Below are 23,480 nucleotides of genomic sequence, written 5' to 3'. Positions count from 1 at the left end.
AACTGTAAAAAAGAAAAACACTTCACTAGCATATTCTTCCATATATGCAACTAAATATACTTTCTCCCATGGGCCAGGAATCATATCGCTCACATAATTCGCTATTTTATTGTATTGTTCTCCTAATTTCTCTTCAAATTTCATTGTATATCGCCCCTGTCCATTCTGACTATAATTTCCAACTGGTTTCCATTTTCACCTATTTGGTTAAGAATACTTTAATAATTCATTAACTTATAGATATTCTATTTCATTATTTACTATTTAATCGCTTTCGCTGAATTTGAAAAACAAAATATGTACCAATCGCAAAAAATAACAAACTCAATATAAGCATTGGCATATTTATTATATTAAATGTATTACCATATAATTTTATTCCTATATCTGAATTTCCATCATCCAACACCACGTAGTCAAGTATGTTCATTAAAACAAGTATTACAAAAATACCTATGATAGATGCGTATATCGTTGGTTTAGCCGTACTTTCGAAAGCTTGAGTATTATTCTTTGGCGTATACACAGTTAACCAAATAATATTCAAAACTAAAATGATTAGTGCGCCAAATCCAATTAAATACCCATGAACACTCAACAAACCTAGAACACCAGCTATAGCTAAAATAATCCACCAGGCATTACCTATATTATTTTTCTCAATGACTATTCCTTTAAGTGCTTCTTTATTTTTTAACAACAATACGCCACAAAATGTCCATGCAAAAATCGCAATCAAATTAAGGCTTACAAAACCACCAATAATATAAAGCACTGCACTCATTGTTGTCTTTTTTGTCATAATTTTTAAAGCTATAATACCAATAATAAATGAAATGATACTTACAGCCATAAGTACAGCCAAAATCCAATTATAGATTAATGATGACGTTTCAGCACTTTGCATCGTTGTTTCACCATTAACTGTGGTTTGAATCTCAGATTGAGACAAACCGGAAATTGACGTTGCGAAAAAAAGGGCGAACATTAACGATAGAAATCCTTCCAAAATAAGTCCGATAAGAGATGTTACTTTAATTGTTTTAATCACAGTATTCACCTTTACTTTTTATATAATTTTAACACAATATATGTAGCAGAACTCACTTTATTTAATCTTGTTATAGCTTTGGAACAGGTAATTGAAGTCTTTTTATAGAAAAATATTTTAAATAACAAATGATTATTATACATTAATATTTGACGTAGAGCCCATTGAAAAAGGAGATTAAACAGATAGTGTTTGTCTAATCTCCTTTTATTAATTTATCTAATTTTATTATTTCTCTTGGCTTTCTTTTACATATTGTTCAACTTCATGCATTCTTTTAATTGCGTATTCCATTTCAGGCAAAATACCAAACTTTTTATATCGGTAATAATCAAATTTTCCACCAGGTCCAAATTTTGATGCATCCCAATCTGTGTATTCAAAAGATACATTTAAGTTTCCTTCAATGGTAAAGTCAAATTCACATGTACCAAATGGTTCTTGTCCATTTTTAATAAAAATTGCATTTAAATCATCGAACAAATCACATAATCGAAAAAACCTGGAATCATATTCATCCTCTGATACACCAAAATCTTTCGGTATATGTTCTGAATAATAAAGTTCATCCTTCTGTGGAACTGTAAAAAAGAAAAACACTTCACTAGCATATCCTTTCATATATGCGACTAAATATACTTTTTCCCATGGGCCTGGAATCATATCACTCACATAATTCGCTATTTTATTGTATTGTTTATTTAACTTGTTTTCAAAACTCATTTTACTCACTCCTAGTTATTTGGAATACGACTATGTATTTTTTGAGCATATTTATTGTGCCAATATTAATATAAAAAACTGATGGTTATAACGTGCATTTTAATTTAGATGTCTATAAATATAATTAAGCTTTTAAAAAAGAGATTAAACAAAATTGTCTAATCTCTCAAATTAGCCTTACTAGTCCTATTTAACATAAAACCAATATAACACATTTTAAAATTTTTGTTGTTTTCATTATTTACTATTTAATCGCTTTCGCTGTATTTGAAATGCATAATTTGTTCCTATTGCAAAAAATAAGATACTAAATATAAGAGTTGGTTTACTTACAATATTAAATGTATCACCATATATTTTTAATCCTATATCTAAAAAGTCATCATATAATACTATATAAAATAGTATATTCATTAAGACTGCCATAATAAAAATACCTATGATAGATAAATAAATAGTTGGTTTAGCTGTACTTTCAAAAGCTTGAGTATTATTCTTTGGAGTATAAACTGTTAGCCATACAATATTTAGTGCTAAAACCCCAAATGCTCCAAACGCAATTATAAATCCATGAACACTCAATAGTCCCAAAATTCCAGCAATAGCTAAATTAATCCACCATCCGTTTTTCATCTACTTTACCCTCCTTGAACTGCTTCTGTTCTTTTATTAACAATACTCCACATGCAATCCAAGTGAAAATAGTAATTAAATTGAGACTAACAATACTACCTATGATATAAAGAACTGCGCTCATATTCATATTTTTAGACATGGTTTTAAATGCTATAAGTCCAATGATTAGAGAAATAATACTCGCTACTAATAACGTGCCAAAAATCCAATTAAAAATATGTGATGAAGTTTCAGCACTTTGCATTGTTGTCTTACCATTTACTGTCGTCTGAACTTCAGAATGAGATACACCTAACACTGATAATACGAAAAAAATCAAAAACATTAACGATAGAAATGCTTCTAGCATAAGTCCGATAAGTGATGTTACTTTAATTGTTTTAGTCATAGTATTCACCTTTATTGTTCATTTTTTATATCTTTAAAGTCTGCTTCATGTTGATCGACGTATTCTTTCGCATTAAAACCCTGTTTATAATAAATTTTTTCCTTTTTAAACTCATAAGCAGCATAAAACATTTTTTTATTTTCTTTATATAACGGATAACTAATAATAATCATTTTGCCATCATTATAGACATAACGATTTACTTCATCTTTATTAAACTTAGGGTTTACTTTATCACTTTGCTTTACCATTTCTTGATGAGTTTTTTGCTGAATATTTAAAATTTGTTCTATTTTACTTTGATATTTGTTATTTTTATTATTATCATCATCCTCTTTGCTACAGCCATATACTATAGTCATCATTATAATCAACACTCCTAAAATTAATTTTTTCATAAACTTCTCCAATCTTTATTTTCTATTTACGCAATTCGCTATTTTTATTAATTTAAGATTAAACCTAACAAATTTGTAAAAATCAATATATACTTCAAAGTATTTTAGGGGTTTAGCTTAGATAAAAATTTAAAAACTAGATAATTAAGAACAAAATAATAATCATTTTTATAGAAAAAGAACATATTTATAGCTTAACACATTTTATAATATCTAATAGATATACAATTGTAAAGTCAGTTTTAAAGTAATATTAGGTACTGAAATTTAATTGGCTAATTTTAGTTTGCTATTTTTTCAATAGCTGCTATCAATGAGTTTATTGCATTTTTCAACCCAGATAGAGTTCCCTCTAAATTATTAACTTCATTTTCCATTTCAGTTATTTTATCAATTAATCTATCTATATTATCATCTATATTATCTATACAGTCCCTTAATGAACCATCTATTAAATCGGATTTACTTTTATCAATCCACTTTGAGTTATTATCGCCTTTCCAATAGTTATATTCTTTTAGTATAAAAGATGAGCTATATTTATGTACTGTCACATCTTTTTTTAGATCTTCAAGTTTACTTTTGATTCTTTTAGCTTTTTCAATTTTAGCATTTAAATCAGCAATCTTTGCTTTTGTCGCAGCAGATTCTCTAGTTTTACTATTTTTTTCAGCAATTAATTGTGTTTTTGACATATAATACACCTGCCTACCAAGTTATTTTAATTTTAGCTCCGAATAAGAATTTAGCATCTACTTCAATTCCTCTTGCGCCTGCTTCAACCTTACCTCCAGCTTGTGCACCAACACTACCTCCAACATCAAAGTTAATTCCACCGATAGCAAATCCACCATCGACTTCAACTTTTGCACCTACTGCCTCTGCTTCTGCACTAAATCCGTCAGCACCTCCTCCAATACCAGCACTGGCTGATAAAGCTTCTACATCTGTTTTTCCATGAAAGTTATAATCATCTGTCCCCAATTTAGTTTCAAGTCCAGCATCAAAAAGTTGTGCTTTTGCATTTGCTTCAATATGTTTTTCGTCAATTTCAGCTTTCCCTCTAGCACTTGCAAACTCAACTCCAGCCTGACTTTCGGAATATTTTTCTTTTGTTTTGACATTCGCTCTTGCAACTGCTGCATCTCCTTCTGCACCAATTGAATCTTTATCTACATGTACTTTCCCATGAGCACCAACTGCTTCAGCAGTACCGACTGTTTTTCCATCTTTAGAATATACTTGTCCTCTTGCAGTTTGATAATCTCCCTCAGCATATTCTACAGGACTTTCAGCTTTCATCTTTTTAAACTCACCAGAATTTACTTCGCTCTTATACCAAGGCTCTTTTGTAATTGAATTAATCTTCGAAGCAATAATTCCATTTTTATCATGGTACTCACTACTCAATTTATTAATTTGTATAACTAATCCCTGTATTTCACTTGTAATTGAAGATAGAGAACTTTGACCTTCTTTATCCATATTTTCAAGTTTTGTATTAGTATCTTTTATATTTTTTTCACTGTCATCATAACCACTTTCAACTTTATCTTTACCTAAAGGAACTGTATCAATAAATTCTGATGCATCAGATAATAAACTTGAAGAATCACTAGTTATATCAATAAATTCTTTTCTCTTATCATCAACATCTTTTTTTGTATCGTCTAAAGTATCTGAATCAATTTTAGCATTTGAATCACTATCACATTCATGTCCTAAATCTTTTAATTTTTGCACTGCTGTTTCAAAATTAGAGATTACGTTTATAGCTCTCGAAATTGTACCAATATGTGCTGAACTAACATATTTTTTAATACTATCCCCAGCATCTCCCTTAATGCTCCCTGTTTTAGATAAAGTATTACATTGAGTGTAATGATTATATAATGCTTCATTTAATTGACTTTTCATGTCACTTGTATTCTCTAAATAGTCTTCTAATTCCGAATTAATTAAACGTGTCATATTTTTTCACCTCAATGTTTATTCGATATTTTATCTGCATTTTCTTGGTCATTTTTTTGAATCGTTGCAGCTATCTTATCCATAGCATCTTTATCTGTACTTATCATTTGGGCGTATTTTTTCATGGCATTAGATAACTCATCAATTAAACCATCTAGTTTGTCTATGCTATCAAGTTTTGTTTCCTTTTTGGCATCCTTTATTTCTGAAATATTCACGCCACTAATTTCTTCTGAACCCTCACCAAAACTAGATAGTTGATCCTGAAATTCTATTGGATCTAAATAAATCTCTTTTCCCATTTATTACGCCTCCTTAAAGTTAATTTCAAATACATTCAGATGCATATTCTCAAAGAATTCTTTAAAATCATTGAGAGTGATATTTTTTAAGTAATCCAAAATTTTTGAAATACTCAAATTATCTCCAAATAATTTGGCTAAAATTGAATTAAATTCTTCACTACCACTGTGATACATGTTATTAATACTATTAATCAATATTTCTTTGTATTTGATAACTTTATCATCAGTAATATCTGATACTGATTTTTCATCATTTTGTCTAAGATCTGCTTGTCCTAATATACCTATTTCTTTTCTTGAAATTTGAACTTGAAAATTTGAATTAAATATATGATACCCCAAAATTAATACATTTGCGTAATTGTAATTGAAATCATTTTTAATGAGGTGATTGAAATGATATCCTATATAATTACTAGCATGTCTTGCTTCTTCTTCAATCGTAACATCATTTTCATCATTTTCATTTACTAAATATGAAAATTTATGGTTTAGCTTACTAAAATTCAACAGTTTCTCTTTATTATCTATATCTTTATTAATGTTAATGATGCAGTTTTCGTAAAAGATCATTTCTTTTTTAAATGTTAGTAAATCTTTAACATCAAAGTTCCATATATCATTAATCAAACTTTTCAAATTGAAATTATAGTAATCACTAAACATTTCCATAAATTTCATTGTAGCTCTATACTCATTTATTTTGAAATTGGATTCCATATCTTTTTTTGCATTATCAATTGCTGCATCAAAACTATCATTATCTATATTAATATCTAATAATTTCTCGACTATTTCATTAAAAGTACTTATATAGCCTTCATTTGACCCGTTTTTTATATCATATTCGAAGGATAAAACTGTACTATTCATGTAATTATTAATGTCTATTTTTATATTTTTCTTTGCTAACACGTCTTTCATATATTGTGCGAATACGATTGTAGTTGCATTTGAAAAAAAGATTTCTCTTTCATCTTCAAATTTCACTATTGAATGCCCAACGCCAGTACCGATAATAAAGCTAGTCAAAATATTATCTTCATCAGCTATTCCATTTTTGCTATTCAAGTCAAATTTCATTATTTTGCCTCCCTATTCAAATAATTTAATTCTTTTATACTCGTAGTCACAAATATAATACATTTCATTACGCTTAAGAATTTTTTCGTTAGAGTTATAGCGTACTTTTATCAAATCTTGTTCGCTAATGCTCATACCGACAAATGCATTATTTACAATCTCTTTTAATAATCTAGCTTGTGAGCTTATACCCCCAATAGTTTCTTGATAAAGTCCAAAAACTATAGGATACACATTATTTTTTGGTCCATCTAAAAATATTGATTCTATTTCATTATTTGTAGGTGCTGCAACATTTATAAATTCTTTGAAGTTAGAAATGATTACAATCCATTTTTTTTGTGGTTCAATGTTCTTTATAAAGTTAACTAATTCATTTTTAAAAGCAATTATATCCTTTTTTTCTTGACAGTATAAATAATTTTCGTATTCAGAATTTTTCAATCTACCTGTTGTATCTAATATAGCAATTTCATATTCCTTTGAAACAATTTTTAATTGCTTTTCTAATATATTAAAACCGTTATCAATATCAACTGGCTTAACCGAAGTAAATATATTAGATTTTTGGAGATCGAAACCGATTGGCTGTACTTCATCAAATTCTAATCCCATTGGTATTATCTTTTCTTCTAATATTATCTTATTAAAGTCAAATGTATTCAACTGTTTATCAAAATATACTTTTTCTGGCATCATTGGAATATGACTTGGATAATCGCCAACATAGTGTTCGTTCATTTGAGCGATTTCATCTTTGATGCGGTTATTGTACGTTTCACCTTCTGCTAGTTTGAATGGCTGTGCAATTTGGAATTGGGTGAAGTTGTCATCATTGATGGCTGCACGGCCTTTCATGTCTTTAACGCCTTTTTTGTATGAACCAATGATGTTGGTTAACTCATTGTTATCGAATAGATATAGAGCAACGCGTGTCTTAATGTTGGTGAAGATTGCGGATTTAATCGCACTTGAACGTGAACCTGTTAGGATAATGTATATGCCTAACGCTAAACCTTCTCGTGTGACTTTCATCATCATATCTTCATAGGCTTCCATTAATGGTGATTCTTTAACGGCGTCGTAGTTATCAATCATGATAAAGACGTTTGGTACATTGTCTTGTGTTTCGCGTTTATATTGTTCGATATTAACGACGCGTTGTTGGCTTAATAAGCGTTTACGTTCTGATACGAGTTCGTTAATGCGTTTTAAAGCTTTTGTGATTTTATCTTCTTGGTCTATCGTGAATAAGTCCGCCACATGTGGGATATCGGATACTGGCATTAAGCCGTTTGTACCGAAATCAAATAAATACATATGGGCTTGATCTGGTCTGAAATGACGTGCAATATCGAAAATAATGTTGTGTAAGAATGTCGTGCGTCCGTATCCTGGACTTCCGATTAAGGCAATATGTCCTGACGCTTTTAATTTTAGGGTTAATGGCCCTTGGAATTGTTCTTCTGGCACGTCTTTTAAACCAAGTGTTAATTCGACATCACCTGGTTGATCACTCCATAGTGCTTTAAAGTCTGTCGTCATTAACTCATCTTGATATACATTTTCTGGTAAAGGTGGTAACCATGGCCGTTTCACTTCTGTAATGTTTAAGCGTTCTGTAATTTCTTCAATATGGGCAATGACCGCTTCGAGTTCGGTTTGTGTTGGTTGCGCTTCAGCATCGGTTAAACCACTTAAGTCTTTATTGATAGCTTGGAGCTGACCATATTCATTGATAGCATAAATCGTTTTATCTTCTGTCTCGATAACATTTTCTTCAGTGTCATACACTGCACCGCTCCATGCGGATTGGAATAGTTCATAAATTTCGTTATTCCCTACTTGTAAGTATGCACGACCTGGCAACGTAATATCTGCAGCGTCTGGTGTCTTTAATATTTCGTTACTATCTTGACGGTCTTGTACTTTTAAGGCTAATTTGAATTTAGAGTTCGACCATATTTGATCGTCAACCACACCGGATGGCTTTTGTGTAGCCAAGATTAAGTGTATCCCTAATGACCGTCCAATACGTGCAGTTGATACTAATTCTTTCATGAAATCTGGTTGTTCTGATTTTAATTCCGCAAATTCATCGGAAATCAGGAATAAATGCGGCATCGGTTCTGTCGCAACGCCTTCTTTAAATAACTTGTGATATTGGTTAATGTGGTTAACATCAAACTCCCCAAATAAACGTTGACGTTTGCGCAATTCGGCTTTGATGGACTCTAGTGCACGCATGGCTTCGTCTCCATCTAAGTTGGTAATCGTTCCCACAAGATGTTTTAAGTTTTTAAATAGGTTCGCCATTCCCCCACCTTTGTAGTCAATTAATAAGAACGCCACTTCATGTGGGTGGAAGTTCACTGCGAGTGACAGAATGTAAGATTGGATGATTTCTGACTTACCTGACCCTGTTGTACCTGCAATTAAACCATGTGGCCCATGTGCTTTTTCATGTAGGTTCAGCTCTAGAATGTCATCTTGCCCACGCACACCGAGGGGCACTGCCATCGTCTTAAATGTTTCATTTTGTTGCCAACGCTGTACAATATTGAGTTGATCCACATCCTTGACTTGATACATTTGTAGAAATGTAATACTGTCTGGAATGGCATTTTTCATATGCTCAACATGATTTAAGTTGGCAATGCGTCGTGCGATATATTCTTTATCAATACCTTCCATACTTTCAGGTACAAATGGCGTTTTCACTAATTCTTTTTCTTTCATGATGAGTTCGCCTTCTGTGTGAGATTTGATATCGATAATCGTTTCTACATGTTCTGGTAAACTTTCAATCACGTCTTCAACAAAGATAAGTGAAATACCATAATCTGATAAATCTTGGTTGACGTATTCAAGAATAACGTGATCAATAATTAATGACATATCCGTAATAATAAATACTAAATTCGGTTTGAAAATAATTTGTTCATTGCTTCTACTACGTTCTCTGACGGTTTGAATGCGCTCTTTAATCATGCTGTAAATGGATGTCAATATTTGGTCGCGTGTACGTTGATTATAGACGAAACCTCTAATGTTCAGCGCTTTTAATGTTGTATGTGGTAACCAACGTGACCAATTCAACTTCTTATATTCATCTTCACGCGTCACTAATAAGAATTCTAGATCATGATAGCTATGGAATGTCGCGAGTTGCAGCATCATTTTTTCGAGTTCTTCTAAGATTAGACGGCGTGTCCCAATGTAGGCAATAGGCCCATGGGTTAAGTCGTTAGTTAATGGTGCTTGTTCGACATTTTCATAGAATTCATACAGGCGTTTCGCATCGTCAAACAGTTCGTCACGGCGCTGATTAAATTCTTCCTCCGAGTAATCCACTTTGAACGACTTTTGAATATCTGCAATCCCTAATTTATAGTAAAGATAATCGTGATGTTGTGGTGATTTTTCATAAATTCTTGGTGCTTTGCTGTCAACAATCTCTTTAATTTCTGCCAACGTTGGATAGTGAAAGTTCAAGCTAAAGCGTTGATCTTTAATGGCATGGTTAATCGCTGTTGATTTTTCATCCAAATAGGCTTTATAATCTTTCTCCCGCTTTTTAACTTCTTCCTTATACTTTTTCTTTTCTGAAAAGTATGTCGTAATACCGAAGATGATGGTTACTGTACTCATACCAATCATCATTAAAATATAGACACCTAAAGGTCGTACTAAAAAGATCACAACCGTCAAGGCAATCATCACTAATGGCGGAATGATGGAGCGCCAAATCATAGAGTTATTCTTCTGAATTGGTTGAGGTGGGCGCTCTATCTTAATGGTATCTGTCGGTTCACGATGAATAATTCTCGGTGAACGATGGTAATCATTTGATTCTATCGTATAATTTTCAAACTTATCGCTATTTCTGCGAATAAGTTCCGTCTCAATATCATCATGTGACAAGATGTTGATACCATCTTCTCTAATTTCAATCCACATGTCGTCAATAAACAAGTGATCGCCGACATAAGCTCTATCCACTTTATTATGTTGTTTATCGTAATTGATAAAGACTTCAGCTGCGTTATCATGAATGATTTTAATATAGTGTTGTTCTTTAATGCGATGAATATCCTTTAAAATAATGACATTGGTCGCGCCACTTATCTTTAAGTCATCGTATGCATGGTTGCCTATCGTCATCACTTCTTTAAGTGATGGATACATGAATGAATGTAAATGTTCTTGACCATAAAGTTTTAATGTCACTTCTCCATCTGCAACTTTACGCACCAATGTTTTAAACAAGGTCGTATGATTGGCTTGCCAAGCGCCAAATTCATTTTGTTCAATATGAATGGCCTCTGGCAAATGCTTTAGCGTGATATCTGCTTTGTCATCCGAACTGATAGTATAAGTTTTATCATCTTGGAGATTTAGCATTTTTAATTGGTCATTATATTGTATTATCAATTTATGCATCATTCTGCCCTCAATCCTATACTATTTTTTCCGTTCTGCTTCTTGACGTTTTTGTTTATCTTTTTGCGCTTGTTCTTTTTGTTTCTTCTCATTTTCTTCTTGTTGTTTTATTTTTTCATCTTTTTTCTTAGCTGCTTCTTCTTTTTCTTTGGAAGATTCTTCTTTAGCTTGTTTTTCTTTTTCTAAAATATCTTGTAATTTATCGTTATATTTTTTCGTTTCTTCTGAACGTTTATCGTTTGATAAGTTAGCATTATTTTTGATTGAATTTAATTTATTGATTAAAGCTAATTTAGTAATATCGTTATCATCTAAATATGTGGCAATATTAAGTGCTTCGTCATAGTCACCTTGACCTAATTCCATCCAATAAAGTAAATAATCTTTATTCGAATTTGGTGTAATATTGTTTAATAAGTTCTCTTTTTTATCTTTTTCCAAGCCTTGTTTATTTGTTTCAACGTAGCTTTTTGCATAAATGTATAACGCTTCTTTGTCTAAATTTTTACCATTTAAATCATCGTAATCATTGAGCACTTGTGTGTAATTCGATTTCACATATGATTTATAACCTTTTTCAATCTGAGCATTATTTTTCATTACTGAAAAGTACAGATAAGCAAGTATTGCTAGTAAAATAACACCAATTACGCTCATTGTAATGGCAATAGCTTTGAAAATCGTAAAGTTTCTTCTCTTCACATATGAGAAGTTACGACGATAATCTGATTGTTGTTTATCAAATTGTTCAACTAAAAAGGCTTTTAATTCATCTAACGTCGCAATATCAATGATTTTCTTTTCAAACGGTGTGCCTTTATGTAATTCAAGGTTACCTTCTACTAAAGAATCGAATGTGACTTTGTCATTAAATGCCGTGATAATCAGTGCTTTGTAACGCGCAAGAAACTCTTCATCCGATAAGGCAAGGGGTTCGACAATATTTTTCAAACCACGTGTCTTTAATAACGGTAATCCATCTTTCGTAAAGAATAATTCTTGTGGCGATAAGATGAAGGTGTAACGTGTTTTCAGCACATCTTCGAGCTTGGCAATGTTTAACAAATAACGCATTTTTTCATTTTTAGGGAAGGTCTTTATTTCTGAAAATGGCGTGTGATGTTGTGACAAATCATAATGAATTTGATAACTATCTCTTAATTCAGTCAGCCTCGCATTTAAAAATGCATTGTCTTGCTGTTCTAATAAATACATCAAATGATAATGTTCATCTTTAATCGAGGATTTAGGAATCTCTCGCATATCTTCGCGTTCATGCTTTGTTTCTTTAATTACGTCTTGCTCATTTCGTTCTTCAGCTTTGTTTTTTGCCATCTTTTGATTCTCCCTACAATATTTTCAGAATATCTCCATCTGCAATTTTGCCGTCCACGAGTCGGTCATTTTCTAGTAATAAGCGATCCTTAGTGGTCACTTTTATTTGATTTTTATAATCATATATTTCTAAATCTAAACTTTCTATAATCAGTGGTATTAGTTGTTTGATAGGAATAAATATGGGAACTGCTAAATCAAAGCTTCCGTGTTGATAGTTTGAAAAATCAAATGTCACTTTTTTATGCTGGCTCATCGTTTAACCCTTCTCCCTCGCTGGATGGTAAATACCATAAATCCTATAGTTAAAAAAGCCCCTATACTTAACAAGATATATGGAAAGAAATTTTTCTTTTGTTTGTCTTGTAAATAAGGGCTTTTATCACTCTCCGCTGTTTTGTTCAAATTCTTGTTTGAAAACAATACATGCTTTGTTTCATCCAAGCGGGACTTATTGCCCGCTTGGTTTTGAAACAAATTATTTTTTATATTTGAATCTTTATTCTGTTGTTGTTCTTTAATGCGTTGATTTATTTTTTTACTTTCATCATCAAAGAGCGTTGTATCGTATTCTTTGATATCTTTATTCACATTTTGTTGATCTTCATCATCGACTCTTATATCTAAATCACCTTGATGTGGATTGGCAGTTAATAGCGTCATCATGGTTAAGCCTTCAATGAGCATTAAATGAGCCTCTCTTTCTTAAAGTGCTTAATAAACATATTTAAGATGAATCCAATAATGGCAAGTACTGCAAGGATTAACATTGCCATGCCAACTGGATGTTCTGCATTCAAGTAGTTATAGAACACTTTATCTATATGTGATAATGGTGAAATCGCTGCAAGTATTGCGTTATTGCGATTCATGTCAATAAAGTATAAGGCAAGTATGACAATGATGATAAACATACCGATGGATTTTAATTGTCTCAATAAGTACGTATTGAGGAGTACAAAGACAATCATTGTCAAGATAATTAAACCGACAAACTTCGCACGGTATCCTGCCATAACTTCATATTGATTCATGGCAATCAAACCGATAATGAGACCTTCTGCTAAGCCAGCAACAGTAACAATACCTGCACCAATACCTTTATTCCACCAGTGATTATGTTTGCTGAATTCATCTTTAACAAAGTTCACTTGGCCTTTATGGCGTTCATAACTATAGAATAGGTATGCCGTCATTAATGAAACTAAGTACATGAGCAATACTAGAATTGTTGGTGAGAATGTGTTGTGATTGTCGCTATTTGCTAACACATTTTCCAGATTTTTCTTCTGAATTGGATTACTCATAAAGTCTTTTAAAACTTCGTTTTGACGATCGCCTTCTTTAGAGTTTTTCAAGACGTTTTCAAAGTCTTTAGCGAAGAGACGATTTTCTTTATCGTTTTTATTCATCACTTCATTTAAGTTGTTAGCTCTAACACCTAATGCACGTCCGCTAGCATGAAGCTTGCCAACATTGTCATCAAGTTTGTTTAATTCACCACTAATGTCATCGGCAGTTGATTTAGAATTTTGACTATCTGAAAGTAACTTCGTACTACGCTCAGATAAATCACTAATTTGTTTATCTAAATCGGTTGATATCGTTGTAAATTCTTTACCTTTTTCTTCATTGATTTTTGGTGTTTCAGGTTCATCACTTAATAATTTTTCAGCTTTTGATAAATCATCAAGTAACGTGCTGATGTCTTTTTTATTCTGTGCAACTTGGTCTTGATTATTGATGACATCATCAATAAATTTATCAGACTGTTGATTTAATTGATCTAATTGATTTAGTAATGCTGATTTATCATTTTTAAAGCTTTCCATATCTTTAATAACTTGATTAACCATCATATCGACAATTGCTTTATTATCAATCTTGATATCATTTGGATCGATTGCAACGTCTTTATAGATGTCATATTTAGATTTGAATTGATCAAGTGAACGGAGTTGTTGATTTAAATCGCCACTGATTAATTTGCCATCTAAATGATTGTTGATAGATAAATCAACGACATTCGCTTTTGGTTCATCTTTATCATTATCGGCTTGGCCGAATAACAATTGTAGCTTCATCGTTTTATTTTTAAGGAAATCTTCTTTATGTTGTGCATCAGCTTTAAGTTTGGCCACACCTTTGACTTTAACATGGTATGTTTTAACTGTCGTATCCAGTTTGACATTTTGATCTTTAATATCGTATTTCTTACCGTTGATATAAATATCACCGCTAAAATCAAAGTTAGGATCTGTTGATACTGTTAAATGGTTAATATCTTTAGATTTGATATCCTCTTGACGTTCAAACGTCGTACCTTCAGTTTCTAATTTCGATGTATCTGTGGCACTAATTTCACCGTGATAATCTTCTTGTTTAATTGGATTATCAAGATGCTTCACATTGTAGCTTGTTCTATATTGATTTACTTCTTTTAAAATTTCTTGGTATTCTTTAGTAGCTTTCTCAGATAATCCAGCGTCTGCGATATCTTTATTTGTTAACTTTCTAATATAAAATTCATCTTGACCAGACTGGTCGTTTTCAATAGCGTTTCTCAATTGATTAGCCATCGTATCTTGTATTTTTTGTTGGTCTTGTTTCATTTGATCCACGATATCGTTTAAATCTTGATTATTCTTCAATTGTTCTTGTAATGAGGCAGTCAATTTTTGACGATAGTCTCTAATCATATCTTCCGTAAATGGTGATTCTTGTGCTTTCACTTCATCTTTCACTTTATTTAGAGCGTCTTGATATGATTTTTGGTAGTCATCTTTCGTACGTTGTTGCGCTTCATGTTGTTGGTCTAACTTACTATCAACTTGTTTCAATTGATTAATATAATCTGAGATATTCACATCTTTATCTCGTGATTTCATATCATCAAGTGTATCCTCTAATAAAGACTGATGCGCATTGAAATATTCTGCTTGTTTGCCGACGATAGATGACACATCATTATCAGATTGAATGCTAAACGCTTCTGGCTTCGCACTTAATAAAGAGTTATTGTAACCTTGTAACCATTTCGTAATATCATTGTTCGCATTAATAGAATTGACTAATGTATCAGTAAATAATTCTGGAAAATCGTTGAGCGGATTCAACAAATAATTGGCAAAGTTTTGATTAACGTTTTGTTCACGTGTCATAATTGCGCCAACATTTTTCTGAGCGTTATGCAAATTGTCGATAATACTTGTTAAATAGATTTTAATTAAATCTTTGTTGAAATCATTTAAAATACTTGCGACGATTTTTTCAGTTTTCTTCGCAACTTCTTCTTTTTGTCCAACTGCTGTTTTATATTGAATCGCCATATTGGCTGGTTTCTTTTTGTCTAATTGCATCGATAATTTAGAAAAGTTTTCAGGGATAATGATCATGACTTGATATTTACCATCTTTTAAGCCATTTTCAGCAATATTACGCGTAACCGTCTCAAAATTATAGTTCGTTTGACTAGATAATTTCTTAACAAATGTATCCCCTAGCGTAATCTTCTTACCGTTATATGTTGTCGATTGGTCTTCATTGACAATCGCTATATGTATATCTTCATAATTTTTTGTTTCACTCTTATGACTTTGTCCTGATTGGTCACCATATTTAAAATGTACAAAAACAAAAAATCCTATAATGGCAATCGCGACGATTAAAATTGAGATAAGAGTATAGATCCAGTATTCTTTTTTCATTTTTTTGTCCTTTCAATCCACACTTATTAATGATAAAACAGGCTGAGACACGATTAAATGTCTCAACCTATATATAACTATTACTGTAAACCGAAATTATTAGATAATTGTTGGTCTTGTTCTTGAACAGCATCAGCTGTGCTGTTTAATTGTTGTTTAATCTCTTCTAATAATTGAGCAAATTTGTCAACTTTTGGACTTAATTGTTGGAATTGCTCTTCAAAGCGATTAAATGCTTGACCTTCCCAGTTTGCAGCAATTTCACCTTGTGCTCTAGTTAAATCAGAAAGAATTTGATGGATTTGCTCAGCACCATTTCCATAAGATTGTGACTTAGCTCTTATTTCTTCTGGGCTCATTTTAATCAATGCCATAATACGAAACCTCCTAAAAAATTTAATTGGTTACTTCTATTACAGATAGATTATGAAAAATCGTATCTTATTAAATAATATAAAAAAAATAGGTTCATGTATACACTTTTACTAAAATTTTACGTAAAATATATTGCGGAAATTTAATTTGCCTATTACTATTCATTTGTAAGTCTTTTTTATGTATACTAAATTTATATCAATAATTAAAAAGGATTAATGTACCCGTATGAAAAAAACACTAGTTACGACAATGTCTTCTTTATTATTATTTACAATCGTTAATAGCCAACTGACATATGCAGCAACATATACTTCATTACAAGAAGCTAAAAAGGCACATCCAAATGCCTCATTTAATGTCAATTCAAATGATGGCACGTTTACCTATACTTATGGCCAACAGCGACGTGGTTCTAATGATAACCATACACCACAAAGTCATGCACATGGCCAAGCTGGTGCCAATCAAGGCCAAAGAGCAAGCCAAGCACCAGGAAGCACATCTCAATCTCCATTAGGCGTGCAACAAAATGTCGGTCCTGTCAAAGCACCAGAACCAAGTCAACCAGCACCATCTATTGCGACACGTCAATATGCAGCTGATGCATCATTAGCAGCAGAATCGCAAAATGAACAAGCAGATTTTGACAAAGTATATAAAAAAGATGACTCCGGTATGATTACAAGCATTAATGTCGACGGTCTTTATGATGAGTTGAAGTTAAGTGAATTTAACGACAAGGCGATGACAGTCGATGGTAAACCACTTGCTTTAGGCAATGGTAAGATTATTTCAAACCCATTATTTACAAGTAAGAACAATCTCTATACGGCAGGTCAATGTACGTGGTATGTCTTCGATAAACGTGCACAAGCTGGCCACACGATTAGCACATTTTGGGGAGATGCGCGCAATTGGGCTGGTCAAGCTTCAGGTGACGGCTTTAAAGTCGATCACAAACCTGAAAAAGGTGCGATTCTACAGACTGGTAATGGCCCATATGGACATGTTGCTTTTGTTGAACGCGTTAACGCTGACGGTAGTGTCTTTATTTCAGAAATGAACTGGATCGCCCCATACATTACATCTACACGTACAATATCATCTATGGAAGCCGGGTCCTACAACTATATACATTAGAGAGAGCAAACACCTGGGACATAAATCTCAGAAAAATAACACTCAGATGAATTGAATTCAACTCATCTGAGTGCTTCTTTTTATTCAATACTTTGTATTGTTGGCTCTCTTTGTTGGGGCCCCTGTCTTCAGCTTGTCCTGTTCCCTCAAGAGTCTCGCCAAAATACGTCGTATTTATATGTAGTTTTACATCAACATACTTTTAAAAAATAAGGTGTTTTCGTATATATCACTGTTTGCTGTTTTGATGTTGTAAACGTGCTTTTTGTATTTGAAAAGCAAATATTGTACCTAATGCAAATAGAAGGATACTAATGAAAAATAGTGTTTTTCCTATAAAATGAAAGTTATCGCCATATAATTTTAAACCAATATCAAAGAAATCATCATACAATACTATATAAAATAATATATTCATTAAAACTGACATAATAAATAGACCGATGATAGATAAATAGATGGTTGGTTTAGCCGTACTTTCGAAAGCTTGACCGTTGTTCTTTGGCTTATATATGGTTAACCATACAATATTCAAAGCTAAGATGCCAAATGCACCTATGGTTATAATAAATCCATGTATACTCAGTAAACTAAAAATGCCAGCAACAGCTAAAATAATCCACCAGCTATTGCCTATTTTATTTTTCTCAATAACTGCCTCTTTAACTGCTGCTTTATTTTTTAAAATTAATATGCCACAAATCATCCAAGCAACAATCGTGATTAAATTAAGACTGACCACACCACCAATGATATAGAACACTGCACTCATCGTCGTTTTTTTCGTCATTAACTTTAACGCTGTAAACCCTATAATAAATGAAATAAAACTTGCAACCATCAGCACACCAAAAATCCAATTAAAGATTAATGATGACATTTCAGTGCTTTTTGTTGTTGTTTGCTCATTTATCGTAGTCCTAATCTCGGAATGAGAAATGCCTGAAACTGACCCTACGAAAAAAAGTAAAAATAGAAATGATAGAAATGCTTCTAGAATAAGTCCAATCAGCGATGTTACTTTTATTGTTTTAATCATCATGTTCTCCCTTATGCTTGATTTTATGTATGTTAATAGTTTGTAGCGCACAACTGTTGATAACACAACCATGCTACACGGTCAACAGTATTATGATTTTTATTATTTCATTGTGACGTAAAAAAGTAAATATGAATTATATAATAATAATTTTAAACACTTATTTATTACTTGCTCTATTAAACTCAAAAAGCCAGCAATACAATTGTACAATGACAATGCATTACTGGCTAAATTTTTGAAAGACCGTTAACCGGCTCTAAATATGAATAATACCGATTAATCTACTGATTGGTGTTCATCTGATAATGGATTTTTGAGTTCTTTTTTTCTTTGGATGATTAATACACCACATGCAATCCATGACACAAATGTAATGAAATTAAAGCTTAAAATAGCGCCTATAATATAGAATGTAGCACTCATTGCCATTTTTTTAGACACAAATTTTAATCCTACAAGTCCTAAGGCTAATGAAATAATACTAATAATAAATAGCACCCCAAAGATACCATTAAAAATAGATTGTGCTTCTTCCGGACTGTATATTTTCACTTCACCATTCACCGTTGTTTTGAATTCGGGGTGTAACAAGCCTGCTACGGATGCTAAAAATAAGAGTAATAATATAACGCTAATGATAGCTTGTAAAATTATGCCAATCAATGATGTTACTTTAATTGCTTTAGTCATAACAATCTCCTTTATTATTTAACTTTAATATCTTTATAGTCTGGTTTATGCTGCTCAACATAGGCTTTCGCGTTAAAACCACGCTTATAGTATATTTTGTCATTTTTATATTCATAAGCTGCATAAAATAACTTATTGTTTCCTTTGTACAATGGATAACTAATAATTATTAACTTGCCATCGTTATAAACATAACGATTCACACGTTCTTTCTTAAACTCTGGATTTACTTTATCACTACTTTTCACCATATCTTGATGTGTTTTTTGCTGAATTGATAATATTTCATCTATCTTGCTTTGGTATTTATTATTTTTCTGCTTATTGGTGCTTTGTTGTTTATTATCTGCTTGCTTATCATTATGACTATCTTTACTACAACCACTGACAACAATAATCACCGCAACCAGCATACCGATGAATATTTTTCTCATGATGTTCCTCCTTTTTCTTACATATTTGAAAAATCTGTTATTTCTCGGCATTAATGATACTTTTTAATAAAAATCTCCAAAAATAATAAGAGGACTGCCCAGAAATTTTATTATTCCTCAAGGAGCGAATATGTAAAATCTATAATCTATGGAATGTCAGGCAAGCCTGGACTATTGTGGCTGTTCCATCCCATCTAACCTCCCTAAGTCATAAAGCCAAACCGATTGTGTCTACAACATGAATCACTTACAACTGCTACACAACCCGTTCCACAACTCATATTATTCCACTCTTGGGTAAAAAAGTAAATATGAATTATATAATAATATTTTTAAACAGTTATTTGTAAATTTGTTTGCTTATTATCATTTTTGAATAGTCAAAAAAGCCACCAATGGCATTGTACGCAAACAATCCATTGATGGCTGTATATGATCATTGATTTTAATTGATAATTAACCGATAGAACCTTCCATTTCAAATTTGATTAAACGGTTCATTTCAACGGCATATTCCATTGGTAATTCTTTCGTAAATGGTTCAATGAAGCCCATAACAATCATTTCAGTGGCTTCTTCTTCGGAAATACCACGACTCATGAGATAGAATAATTGTTCTTCAGATACTTTAGACACTTTTGCTTCATGTTCTAAGGAAATATTGTCATTAAACACTTCATTGTAAGGAATTGTGTCTGATGTTGACTCGTTATCTAAGATTAACGTATCACATTCAATGTTAGAACGCGCACCTTTTGCTTTACGTCCAAAATGAACGATACCACGATAGATGACTTTACCACCATTTTTAGAAATAGATTTTGACACAATAGTTGATGATGTGTTTGGTGCTTTGTGAATCATTTTCGCACCTGCATCTTGAACTTGTCCTTTACCGGCAAAGGCAATGGATAGTGTGCTACCTTTAGCACCTTCTCCTAACAGTACACAGTTTGGATATTTCATTGTTAATTTAGAACCTAGGTTTCCATCAACCCATTCCATATTACCGTTTTCATACACAAATGTACGTTTGGTTACTAGGTTGTAGACGTTGTTAGCCCAGTTTTGAATCGTTGTATAACGGACATGTGCATCTTTGTGCACAATGATTTCAACGACAGCTGAGTGTAACGAACTTGTCGTATATACAGGTGCTGTACAGCCTTCTACATAATTTACGGAAGCACCTTCATCAGCAATGATTAATGTACGCTCAAATTGTCCCATATTTTCAGAGTTTATACGGAAATAAGCTTGCAGCGGTGTATCAAGTTTAACGTTTTTAGGTACGTAAATAAATGAACCACCTGACCACACGGCTGAGTTTAATGCAGCGAATTTATTATCTGCTGCTGGAATGACTGACGCAAAGTACTCACGGAATAAATCTTCATTTTCTCTTAACGCACTATCTGTATCTTTAAAGATAATGCCTTTTTCTTCAAGTTCTTTTTCCATATTATGGTAAACCACTTCTGATTCATATTGTGCAGATACACCTGCTAAATATTTTTGTTCTGCTTCTGGAATACCTAATTTATCAAATGTACGTTTAATTTCTTCTGGCACTTCATCCCATGAACGTTCTGTATGTTCTGAAGGTTTAACGTAATATGTGATGTCATCAAAGTTTAATTCTGACAAGTCACCGCCCCATTGAGGCATTGGCATTTTATAAAATAATTTAAGTGCTTTTAATCTAAAGTCGAGCATCCATTGAGGCTCTTCCTTCATTTTTGAAATTTCAGTCACGATATTTTCTGTTAAACCGCGTTCTGATCTGAAAATGGACACATCTTCGTCGTGGAATCCATATTTATAATCCCCAACATCAGGTGCTTTTTTAGCCATTTCAATCACTCCTTAAAAATATATTTAAACGACGTGCGTGAGATTTTTAATGTTATGAAAAGTCTACTGCCATTGTAACAAGTTACTTTTTGTATCAAAAGTGTGACCTCTCAATTGTCACACTCTGCTAGTCTTCTTCAGTAGAACCTTCCGCTTTGCCTTCTTTTTGAACCGTACCTTTTTCAAGCGCTTTCCATGCTAAAGTGGCACATTTGATACGCGCTGGGAATTGAGAAACGCCTTGTAGCGCCTCAATATCACCCATATCTTCAGTAATTTCGTAGTCTTCACCAAGCATCATCTTTGTAAATTCTTGACTCATTTGCATAGCTTCTGCCAATGAGTGACCTTTTACTGCTTCCGTCATCATAGATGCGCTGGACATTGAAATAGAACAGCCTTCACCTTCAAATTTCGCATCATGAATGATGCCATCTTCAATATCAAATGTAAGTCGAATACGATCACCACAGGTTGGGTTATTCATGTCTACAGTCATTGAACCGTTGTCTAAGACGCCTTTATTTCTAGGGTTTTTATAATGATCCATAATCACAGATCGATATAATTGATCTAAATTATTAAAATTCATACGAGAAAAACTCCTTCGTTTGTTTCAATGCGTTGACTAATTGATCGACATCTTGTTGCGTATTATAAATATAAAAGCTTGCACGTGCTGTAGAAGATACGTTTAACCATGACATCAAGGGTTGTGCACAATGATGGCCTGCACGAACAGCAACACCTTCTGTATCAACTGCTGTTGCTACATCATGTGGATGTACGTCTTTTAAGTTAAACGTAATAACACCTGCACGACGATCTTTAGGCGGACCATATATGTCAATACCTTCAATCGCTGACATTTGCTCATATGCATATTCAGTCAACGCTCTCTCATGCCGATGGATCGCTTCAAAGCCAATATTTTCAATGTAGCGAATGGCTTCTGCAAGGCCTATTGCTTGGGCAATGAGCGGTGTACCTGCTTCAAATTTTGTCGGTAAGTCTGCCCATGTCGCATCATACTTGCTAACAAAATCAATCATATCGCCGCCAAATTCTACAGGCTCCATGTCATTTAATAAGTCACGTTTACCATATAACACACCAATGCCTGTTGGCCCTAGCATTTTGTGACCACTAAAGCTAAAGAAATCACAGTCTAAATCTTGAACATCAATTGGCATATGCGGTGCTGATTGTGCACCATCAACGCTTATTATCGCACCGTGTTCATGCGCAATTTTAGCAATCATTTTCACATCATTAATTGTTCCTAACACATTGGATACATGTGTAATCGCTACAATTTTAGTTTTATCGGTAATTGTCGCTTTAATATCTTCTACACGTAATTCGCCTTCTGCGGTCATCGGAATAAATTTAAGTGTCGCTTGTTTACGTTTAGCCAATTGTTGCCATGGCACAATGTTGGCATGATGTTCCATTTCAGTTACTACAATTTCATCACCAGCTTCAACATGTGCGTCGCCGTAACTGTGTGCAATCATGTTGATAGATGCCGTTGTACCACGTGTAAAGACAACCTCTTCAAAATAGTGCGCATTTATAAAACGGCGCACGGTTTCGCGTGCACTTTCATAACCATCAGTGGCTAATGAACCTAATGTATGCACGCCACGGTGAACGTTTGAATTATAGCGCTTGTAATAGTCATCTAATACATTGAGTACTTGTATAGGCTTTTGACTTGTTGCTGTAGAATCTAAATAAGCTAAGCGTTTGCCATTCACTTGCTGTTGTAAAATCGGAAAATCTTTTATAACGTCTTCAACATTTAAAGTTGTGTCGGCCATTGACTTCACGACCTTTCTTATATTAAAAATCTCATTTGTTTCTTCAATTTATAACGTGTCTCAACGCTTGTGCTTATGA

24 protein-coding genes are annotated in these 23,480 nt (G+C 32.7%); 1 reads left to right on the top strand and 23 read right to left on the bottom strand.

Features of this window, described 5'->3' with window-relative positions; translation table 11 throughout:
- The 16 genes from HMPREF3267_RS12800 to HMPREF3267_RS09705 all read right to left on the bottom strand — a co-directional run.
- On the bottom strand, positions 1-84 hold an 84-nt coding region (locus HMPREF3267_RS12800; RefSeq protein WP_256323763.1), incomplete at its 3' end, for an immunity protein YezG family protein.
- A 169-nt stretch (positions 85-253) separates the two neighbouring features.
- Complete coding sequence (locus HMPREF3267_RS09775; protein WP_062078728.1) at positions 254-1,051, bottom strand: DUF5084 family protein; 798 nt, start codon at positions 1,049-1,051, stop codon at positions 254-256.
- Between the two features lie 228 nt (positions 1,052-1,279).
- On the bottom strand, positions 1,280-1,774 hold the full coding sequence (locus HMPREF3267_RS09770) for a TIGR01741 family protein (protein WP_062078726.1): 495 nt from the start codon (positions 1,772-1,774) through the stop codon (positions 1,280-1,282).
- Between the two features lie 237 nt (positions 1,775-2,011).
- Positions 2,012-2,407 (bottom strand): DUF5084 family protein, encoded by a 396-nt coding sequence (locus tag HMPREF3267_RS12795; RefSeq protein WP_002459606.1) that lies wholly within the window; start codon positions 2,405-2,407, stop codon positions 2,012-2,014.
- Positions 2,385-2,798: a DUF4064 domain-containing protein gene (locus HMPREF3267_RS12790; protein ID WP_002459607.1), complete on the bottom strand. Its 414-nt coding sequence runs from the start codon at positions 2,796-2,798 to the stop codon at positions 2,385-2,387. Before HMPREF3267_RS12790 ends, HMPREF3267_RS12795 begins: the two co-directional genes overlap by 23 nt.
- Before the next feature lie 11 nt (positions 2,799-2,809).
- The gene (locus tag HMPREF3267_RS09755) at positions 2,810-3,196 is read right to left on the bottom strand and encodes a cystatin-like fold lipoprotein (protein ID WP_062078724.1); all 387 of its coding nucleotides are present in this window, start codon (positions 3,194-3,196) and stop codon (positions 2,810-2,812) included.
- Between the two features lie 281 nt (positions 3,197-3,477).
- Positions 3,478-3,891 carry a YwqH-like family protein gene (locus HMPREF3267_RS09750; RefSeq protein WP_002459609.1) on the bottom strand — a complete coding sequence of 138 codons (414 nt, stop codon included), beginning with the start codon at positions 3,889-3,891 and terminating at the stop codon, positions 3,478-3,480.
- 13 nt (positions 3,892-3,904) lie between these two features.
- Positions 3,905-5,167 (bottom strand): T7SS effector LXG polymorphic toxin, encoded by a 1,263-nt coding sequence (locus HMPREF3267_RS09745; protein ID WP_062078722.1) that lies wholly within the window; start codon positions 5,165-5,167, stop codon positions 3,905-3,907.
- 11 nt (positions 5,168-5,178) lie between these two features.
- Positions 5,179-5,469 carry a hypothetical protein gene (locus HMPREF3267_RS09740; RefSeq protein ID WP_002459611.1) on the bottom strand — a complete coding sequence of 97 codons (291 nt, stop codon included), beginning with the start codon at positions 5,467-5,469 and terminating at the stop codon, positions 5,179-5,181.
- A 3-nt stretch (positions 5,470-5,472) separates the two neighbouring features.
- On the bottom strand, positions 5,473-6,555 hold the full coding sequence (locus HMPREF3267_RS09735; RefSeq protein ID WP_002459612.1) for a hypothetical protein: 1,083 nt from the start codon (positions 6,553-6,555) through the stop codon (positions 5,473-5,475).
- Between the two features lie 12 nt (positions 6,556-6,567).
- Positions 6,568-10,998: a type VII secretion protein EssC gene (gene essC, locus HMPREF3267_RS09730; RefSeq protein ID WP_172952955.1), complete on the bottom strand. Its 4,431-nt coding sequence runs from the start codon at positions 10,996-10,998 to the stop codon at positions 6,568-6,570.
- Positions 10,999-11,019: 21 nt separating this feature from the next.
- Positions 11,020-12,333 carry a type VII secretion protein EssB gene (gene essB, locus HMPREF3267_RS09725; protein WP_002493023.1) on the bottom strand — a complete coding sequence of 438 codons (1,314 nt, stop codon included), beginning with the start codon at positions 12,331-12,333 and terminating at the stop codon, positions 11,020-11,022.
- A 13-nt stretch (positions 12,334-12,346) separates the two neighbouring features.
- Positions 12,347-12,589: an EsaB/YukD family protein gene (locus HMPREF3267_RS09720; protein ID WP_002459615.1), complete on the bottom strand. Its 243-nt coding sequence runs from the start codon at positions 12,587-12,589 to the stop codon at positions 12,347-12,349.
- On the bottom strand, positions 12,586-13,020 hold the full coding sequence (essA, locus tag HMPREF3267_RS09715; protein WP_037544686.1) for a type VII secretion protein EssA: 435 nt from the start codon (positions 13,018-13,020) through the stop codon (positions 12,586-12,588). Before essA ends, HMPREF3267_RS09720 begins: the two co-directional genes overlap by 4 nt.
- The gene (gene esaA, locus HMPREF3267_RS09710) at positions 13,020-16,040 is read right to left on the bottom strand and encodes a type VII secretion protein EsaA (RefSeq protein WP_062078718.1); all 3,021 of its coding nucleotides are present in this window, start codon (positions 16,038-16,040) and stop codon (positions 13,020-13,022) included. Before esaA ends, essA begins: the two co-directional genes overlap by 1 nt.
- Positions 16,041-16,120: 80 nt before the next feature.
- Positions 16,121-16,414: a WXG100 family type VII secretion target gene (locus HMPREF3267_RS09705; protein ID WP_002459618.1), complete on the bottom strand. Its 294-nt coding sequence runs from the start codon at positions 16,412-16,414 to the stop codon at positions 16,121-16,123.
- A gap of 229 nt (positions 16,415-16,643) precedes the next feature.
- Between HMPREF3267_RS09705 and HMPREF3267_RS09700 the strand changes: the two genes are divergently transcribed.
- A complete protein-coding gene (locus HMPREF3267_RS09700; protein WP_062078716.1) occupies positions 16,644-17,558 on the top strand; it encodes a CHAP domain-containing protein in 915 nt (304 codons plus the stop codon).
- A 229-nt stretch (positions 17,559-17,787) separates the two neighbouring features.
- Here HMPREF3267_RS09700 and HMPREF3267_RS09695 read toward each other — a convergent pair whose 3' ends face one another.
- From HMPREF3267_RS09695 to HMPREF3267_RS09670, 7 genes are all read right to left on the bottom strand, one after another.
- Positions 17,788-18,597 carry a DUF5084 family protein gene (locus HMPREF3267_RS09695; RefSeq protein WP_062078714.1) on the bottom strand — a complete coding sequence of 270 codons (810 nt, stop codon included), beginning with the start codon at positions 18,595-18,597 and terminating at the stop codon, positions 17,788-17,790.
- A gap of 279 nt (positions 18,598-18,876) precedes the next feature.
- Positions 18,877-19,290 carry a DUF4064 domain-containing protein gene (locus HMPREF3267_RS09690; protein ID WP_062078712.1) on the bottom strand — a complete coding sequence of 138 codons (414 nt, stop codon included), beginning with the start codon at positions 19,288-19,290 and terminating at the stop codon, positions 18,877-18,879.
- 14 nt (positions 19,291-19,304) lie between these two features.
- Positions 19,305-19,724 carry a cystatin-like fold lipoprotein gene (locus HMPREF3267_RS09685; RefSeq protein ID WP_002459622.1) on the bottom strand — a complete coding sequence of 140 codons (420 nt, stop codon included), beginning with the start codon at positions 19,722-19,724 and terminating at the stop codon, positions 19,305-19,307.
- Between the two features lie 37 nt (positions 19,725-19,761).
- Complete coding sequence (locus HMPREF3267_RS12890; RefSeq protein WP_353956374.1) at positions 19,762-19,854, bottom strand: hypothetical protein; 93 nt, start codon at positions 19,852-19,854, stop codon at positions 19,762-19,764.
- A gap of 326 nt (positions 19,855-20,180) precedes the next feature.
- A complete protein-coding gene (gene sufB / locus HMPREF3267_RS09680) occupies positions 20,181-21,578 on the bottom strand; it encodes a Fe-S cluster assembly protein SufB (protein ID WP_002459623.1) in 1,398 nt (465 codons plus the stop codon).
- Between the two features lie 127 nt (positions 21,579-21,705).
- On the bottom strand, positions 21,706-22,170 hold the full coding sequence (sufU, locus tag HMPREF3267_RS09675; protein WP_002459624.1) for a Fe-S cluster assembly sulfur transfer protein SufU: 465 nt from the start codon (positions 22,168-22,170) through the stop codon (positions 21,706-21,708).
- Positions 22,160-23,401 (bottom strand): cysteine desulfurase, encoded by a 1,242-nt coding sequence (locus tag HMPREF3267_RS09670; RefSeq protein ID WP_002459625.1) that lies wholly within the window; start codon positions 23,399-23,401, stop codon positions 22,160-22,162. The genes sufU and HMPREF3267_RS09670 overlap by 11 nt, the downstream gene beginning before the upstream one ends.
- Positions 23,402-23,480 lie beyond the last annotated feature (79 nt).

The sequence above is a fragment of the Staphylococcus sp. HMSC62D11 genome (genome assembly GCF_001839145.1).
Taxonomy (GTDB): domain Bacteria; phylum Bacillota; class Bacilli; order Staphylococcales; family Staphylococcaceae; genus Staphylococcus; species Staphylococcus lugdunensis.
The sequence above is the reverse complement of the archived record's forward strand: the minus strand, read 5'-3'. Positions and strand labels throughout refer to the sequence as shown.

Coding starts and splice junctions, on each gene's coding strand:
- HMPREF3267_RS09770 (WP_062078726.1), bottom strand. CDS start 1,774: ATGAGTTTTGAAAACAAGTTAAATAAACAATACAATAAAATAGCGAAT.
- HMPREF3267_RS09695 (WP_062078714.1), bottom strand. CDS start 18,597: ATGATTAAAACAATAAAAGTAACATCGCTGATTGGACTTATTCTAGAA.
- HMPREF3267_RS09740 (WP_002459611.1), bottom strand. CDS start 5,469: ATGGGAAAAGAGATTTATTTAGATCCAATAGAATTTCAGGATCAACTA.
- HMPREF3267_RS09755 (WP_062078724.1), bottom strand. CDS start 3,196: ATGAAAAAATTAATTTTAGGAGTGTTGATTATAATGATGACTATAGTA.
- HMPREF3267_RS12790 (WP_002459607.1), bottom strand. CDS start 2,798: ATGACTAAAACAATTAAAGTAACATCACTTATCGGACTTATGCTAGAA.
- HMPREF3267_RS09720 (WP_002459615.1), bottom strand. CDS start 12,589: ATGAGCCAGCATAAAAAAGTGACATTTGATTTTTCAAACTATCAACAC.
- essA (WP_037544686.1), bottom strand. CDS start 13,020: ATGCTCATTGAAGGCTTAACCATGATGACGCTATTAACTGCCAATCCA.
- sufB (WP_002459623.1), bottom strand. CDS start 21,578: ATGGCTAAAAAAGCACCTGATGTTGGGGATTATAAATATGGATTCCAC.
- essC (WP_172952955.1), bottom strand. CDS start 10,998: ATGCATAAATTGATAATACAATATAATGACCAATTAAAAATGCTAAAT.
- HMPREF3267_RS09745 (WP_062078722.1), bottom strand. CDS start 5,167: ATGACACGTTTAATTAATTCGGAATTAGAAGACTATTTAGAGAATACA.
- HMPREF3267_RS09690 (WP_062078712.1), bottom strand. CDS start 19,290: ATGACTAAAGCAATTAAAGTAACATCATTGATTGGCATAATTTTACAA.
- HMPREF3267_RS09705 (WP_002459618.1), bottom strand. CDS start 16,414: ATGGCATTGATTAAAATGAGCCCAGAAGAAATAAGAGCTAAGTCACAA.
- HMPREF3267_RS09700 (WP_062078716.1), top strand. CDS start 16,644: ATGAAAAAAACACTAGTTACGACAATGTCTTCTTTATTATTATTTACA.
- HMPREF3267_RS09670 (WP_002459625.1), bottom strand. CDS start 23,401: ATGGCCGACACAACTTTAAATGTTGAAGACGTTATAAAAGATTTTCCG.
- HMPREF3267_RS09750 (WP_002459609.1), bottom strand. CDS start 3,891: ATGTCAAAAACACAATTAATTGCTGAAAAAAATAGTAAAACTAGAGAA.
- HMPREF3267_RS09685 (WP_002459622.1), bottom strand. CDS start 19,724: ATGAGAAAAATATTCATCGGTATGCTGGTTGCGGTGATTATTGTTGTC.
- essB (WP_002493023.1), bottom strand. CDS start 12,333: ATGGCAAAAAACAAAGCTGAAGAACGAAATGAGCAAGACGTAATTAAA.
- HMPREF3267_RS09735 (WP_002459612.1), bottom strand. CDS start 6,555: ATGAAATTTGACTTGAATAGCAAAAATGGAATAGCTGATGAAGATAAT.
- HMPREF3267_RS12795 (WP_002459606.1), bottom strand. CDS start 2,407: ATGAAAAACGGATGGTGGATTAATTTAGCTATTGCTGGAATTTTGGGA.
- sufU (WP_002459624.1), bottom strand. CDS start 22,170: ATGAATTTTAATAATTTAGATCAATTATATCGATCTGTGATTATGGAT.
- esaA (WP_062078718.1), bottom strand. CDS start 16,040: ATGAAAAAAGAATACTGGATCTATACTCTTATCTCAATTTTAATCGTC.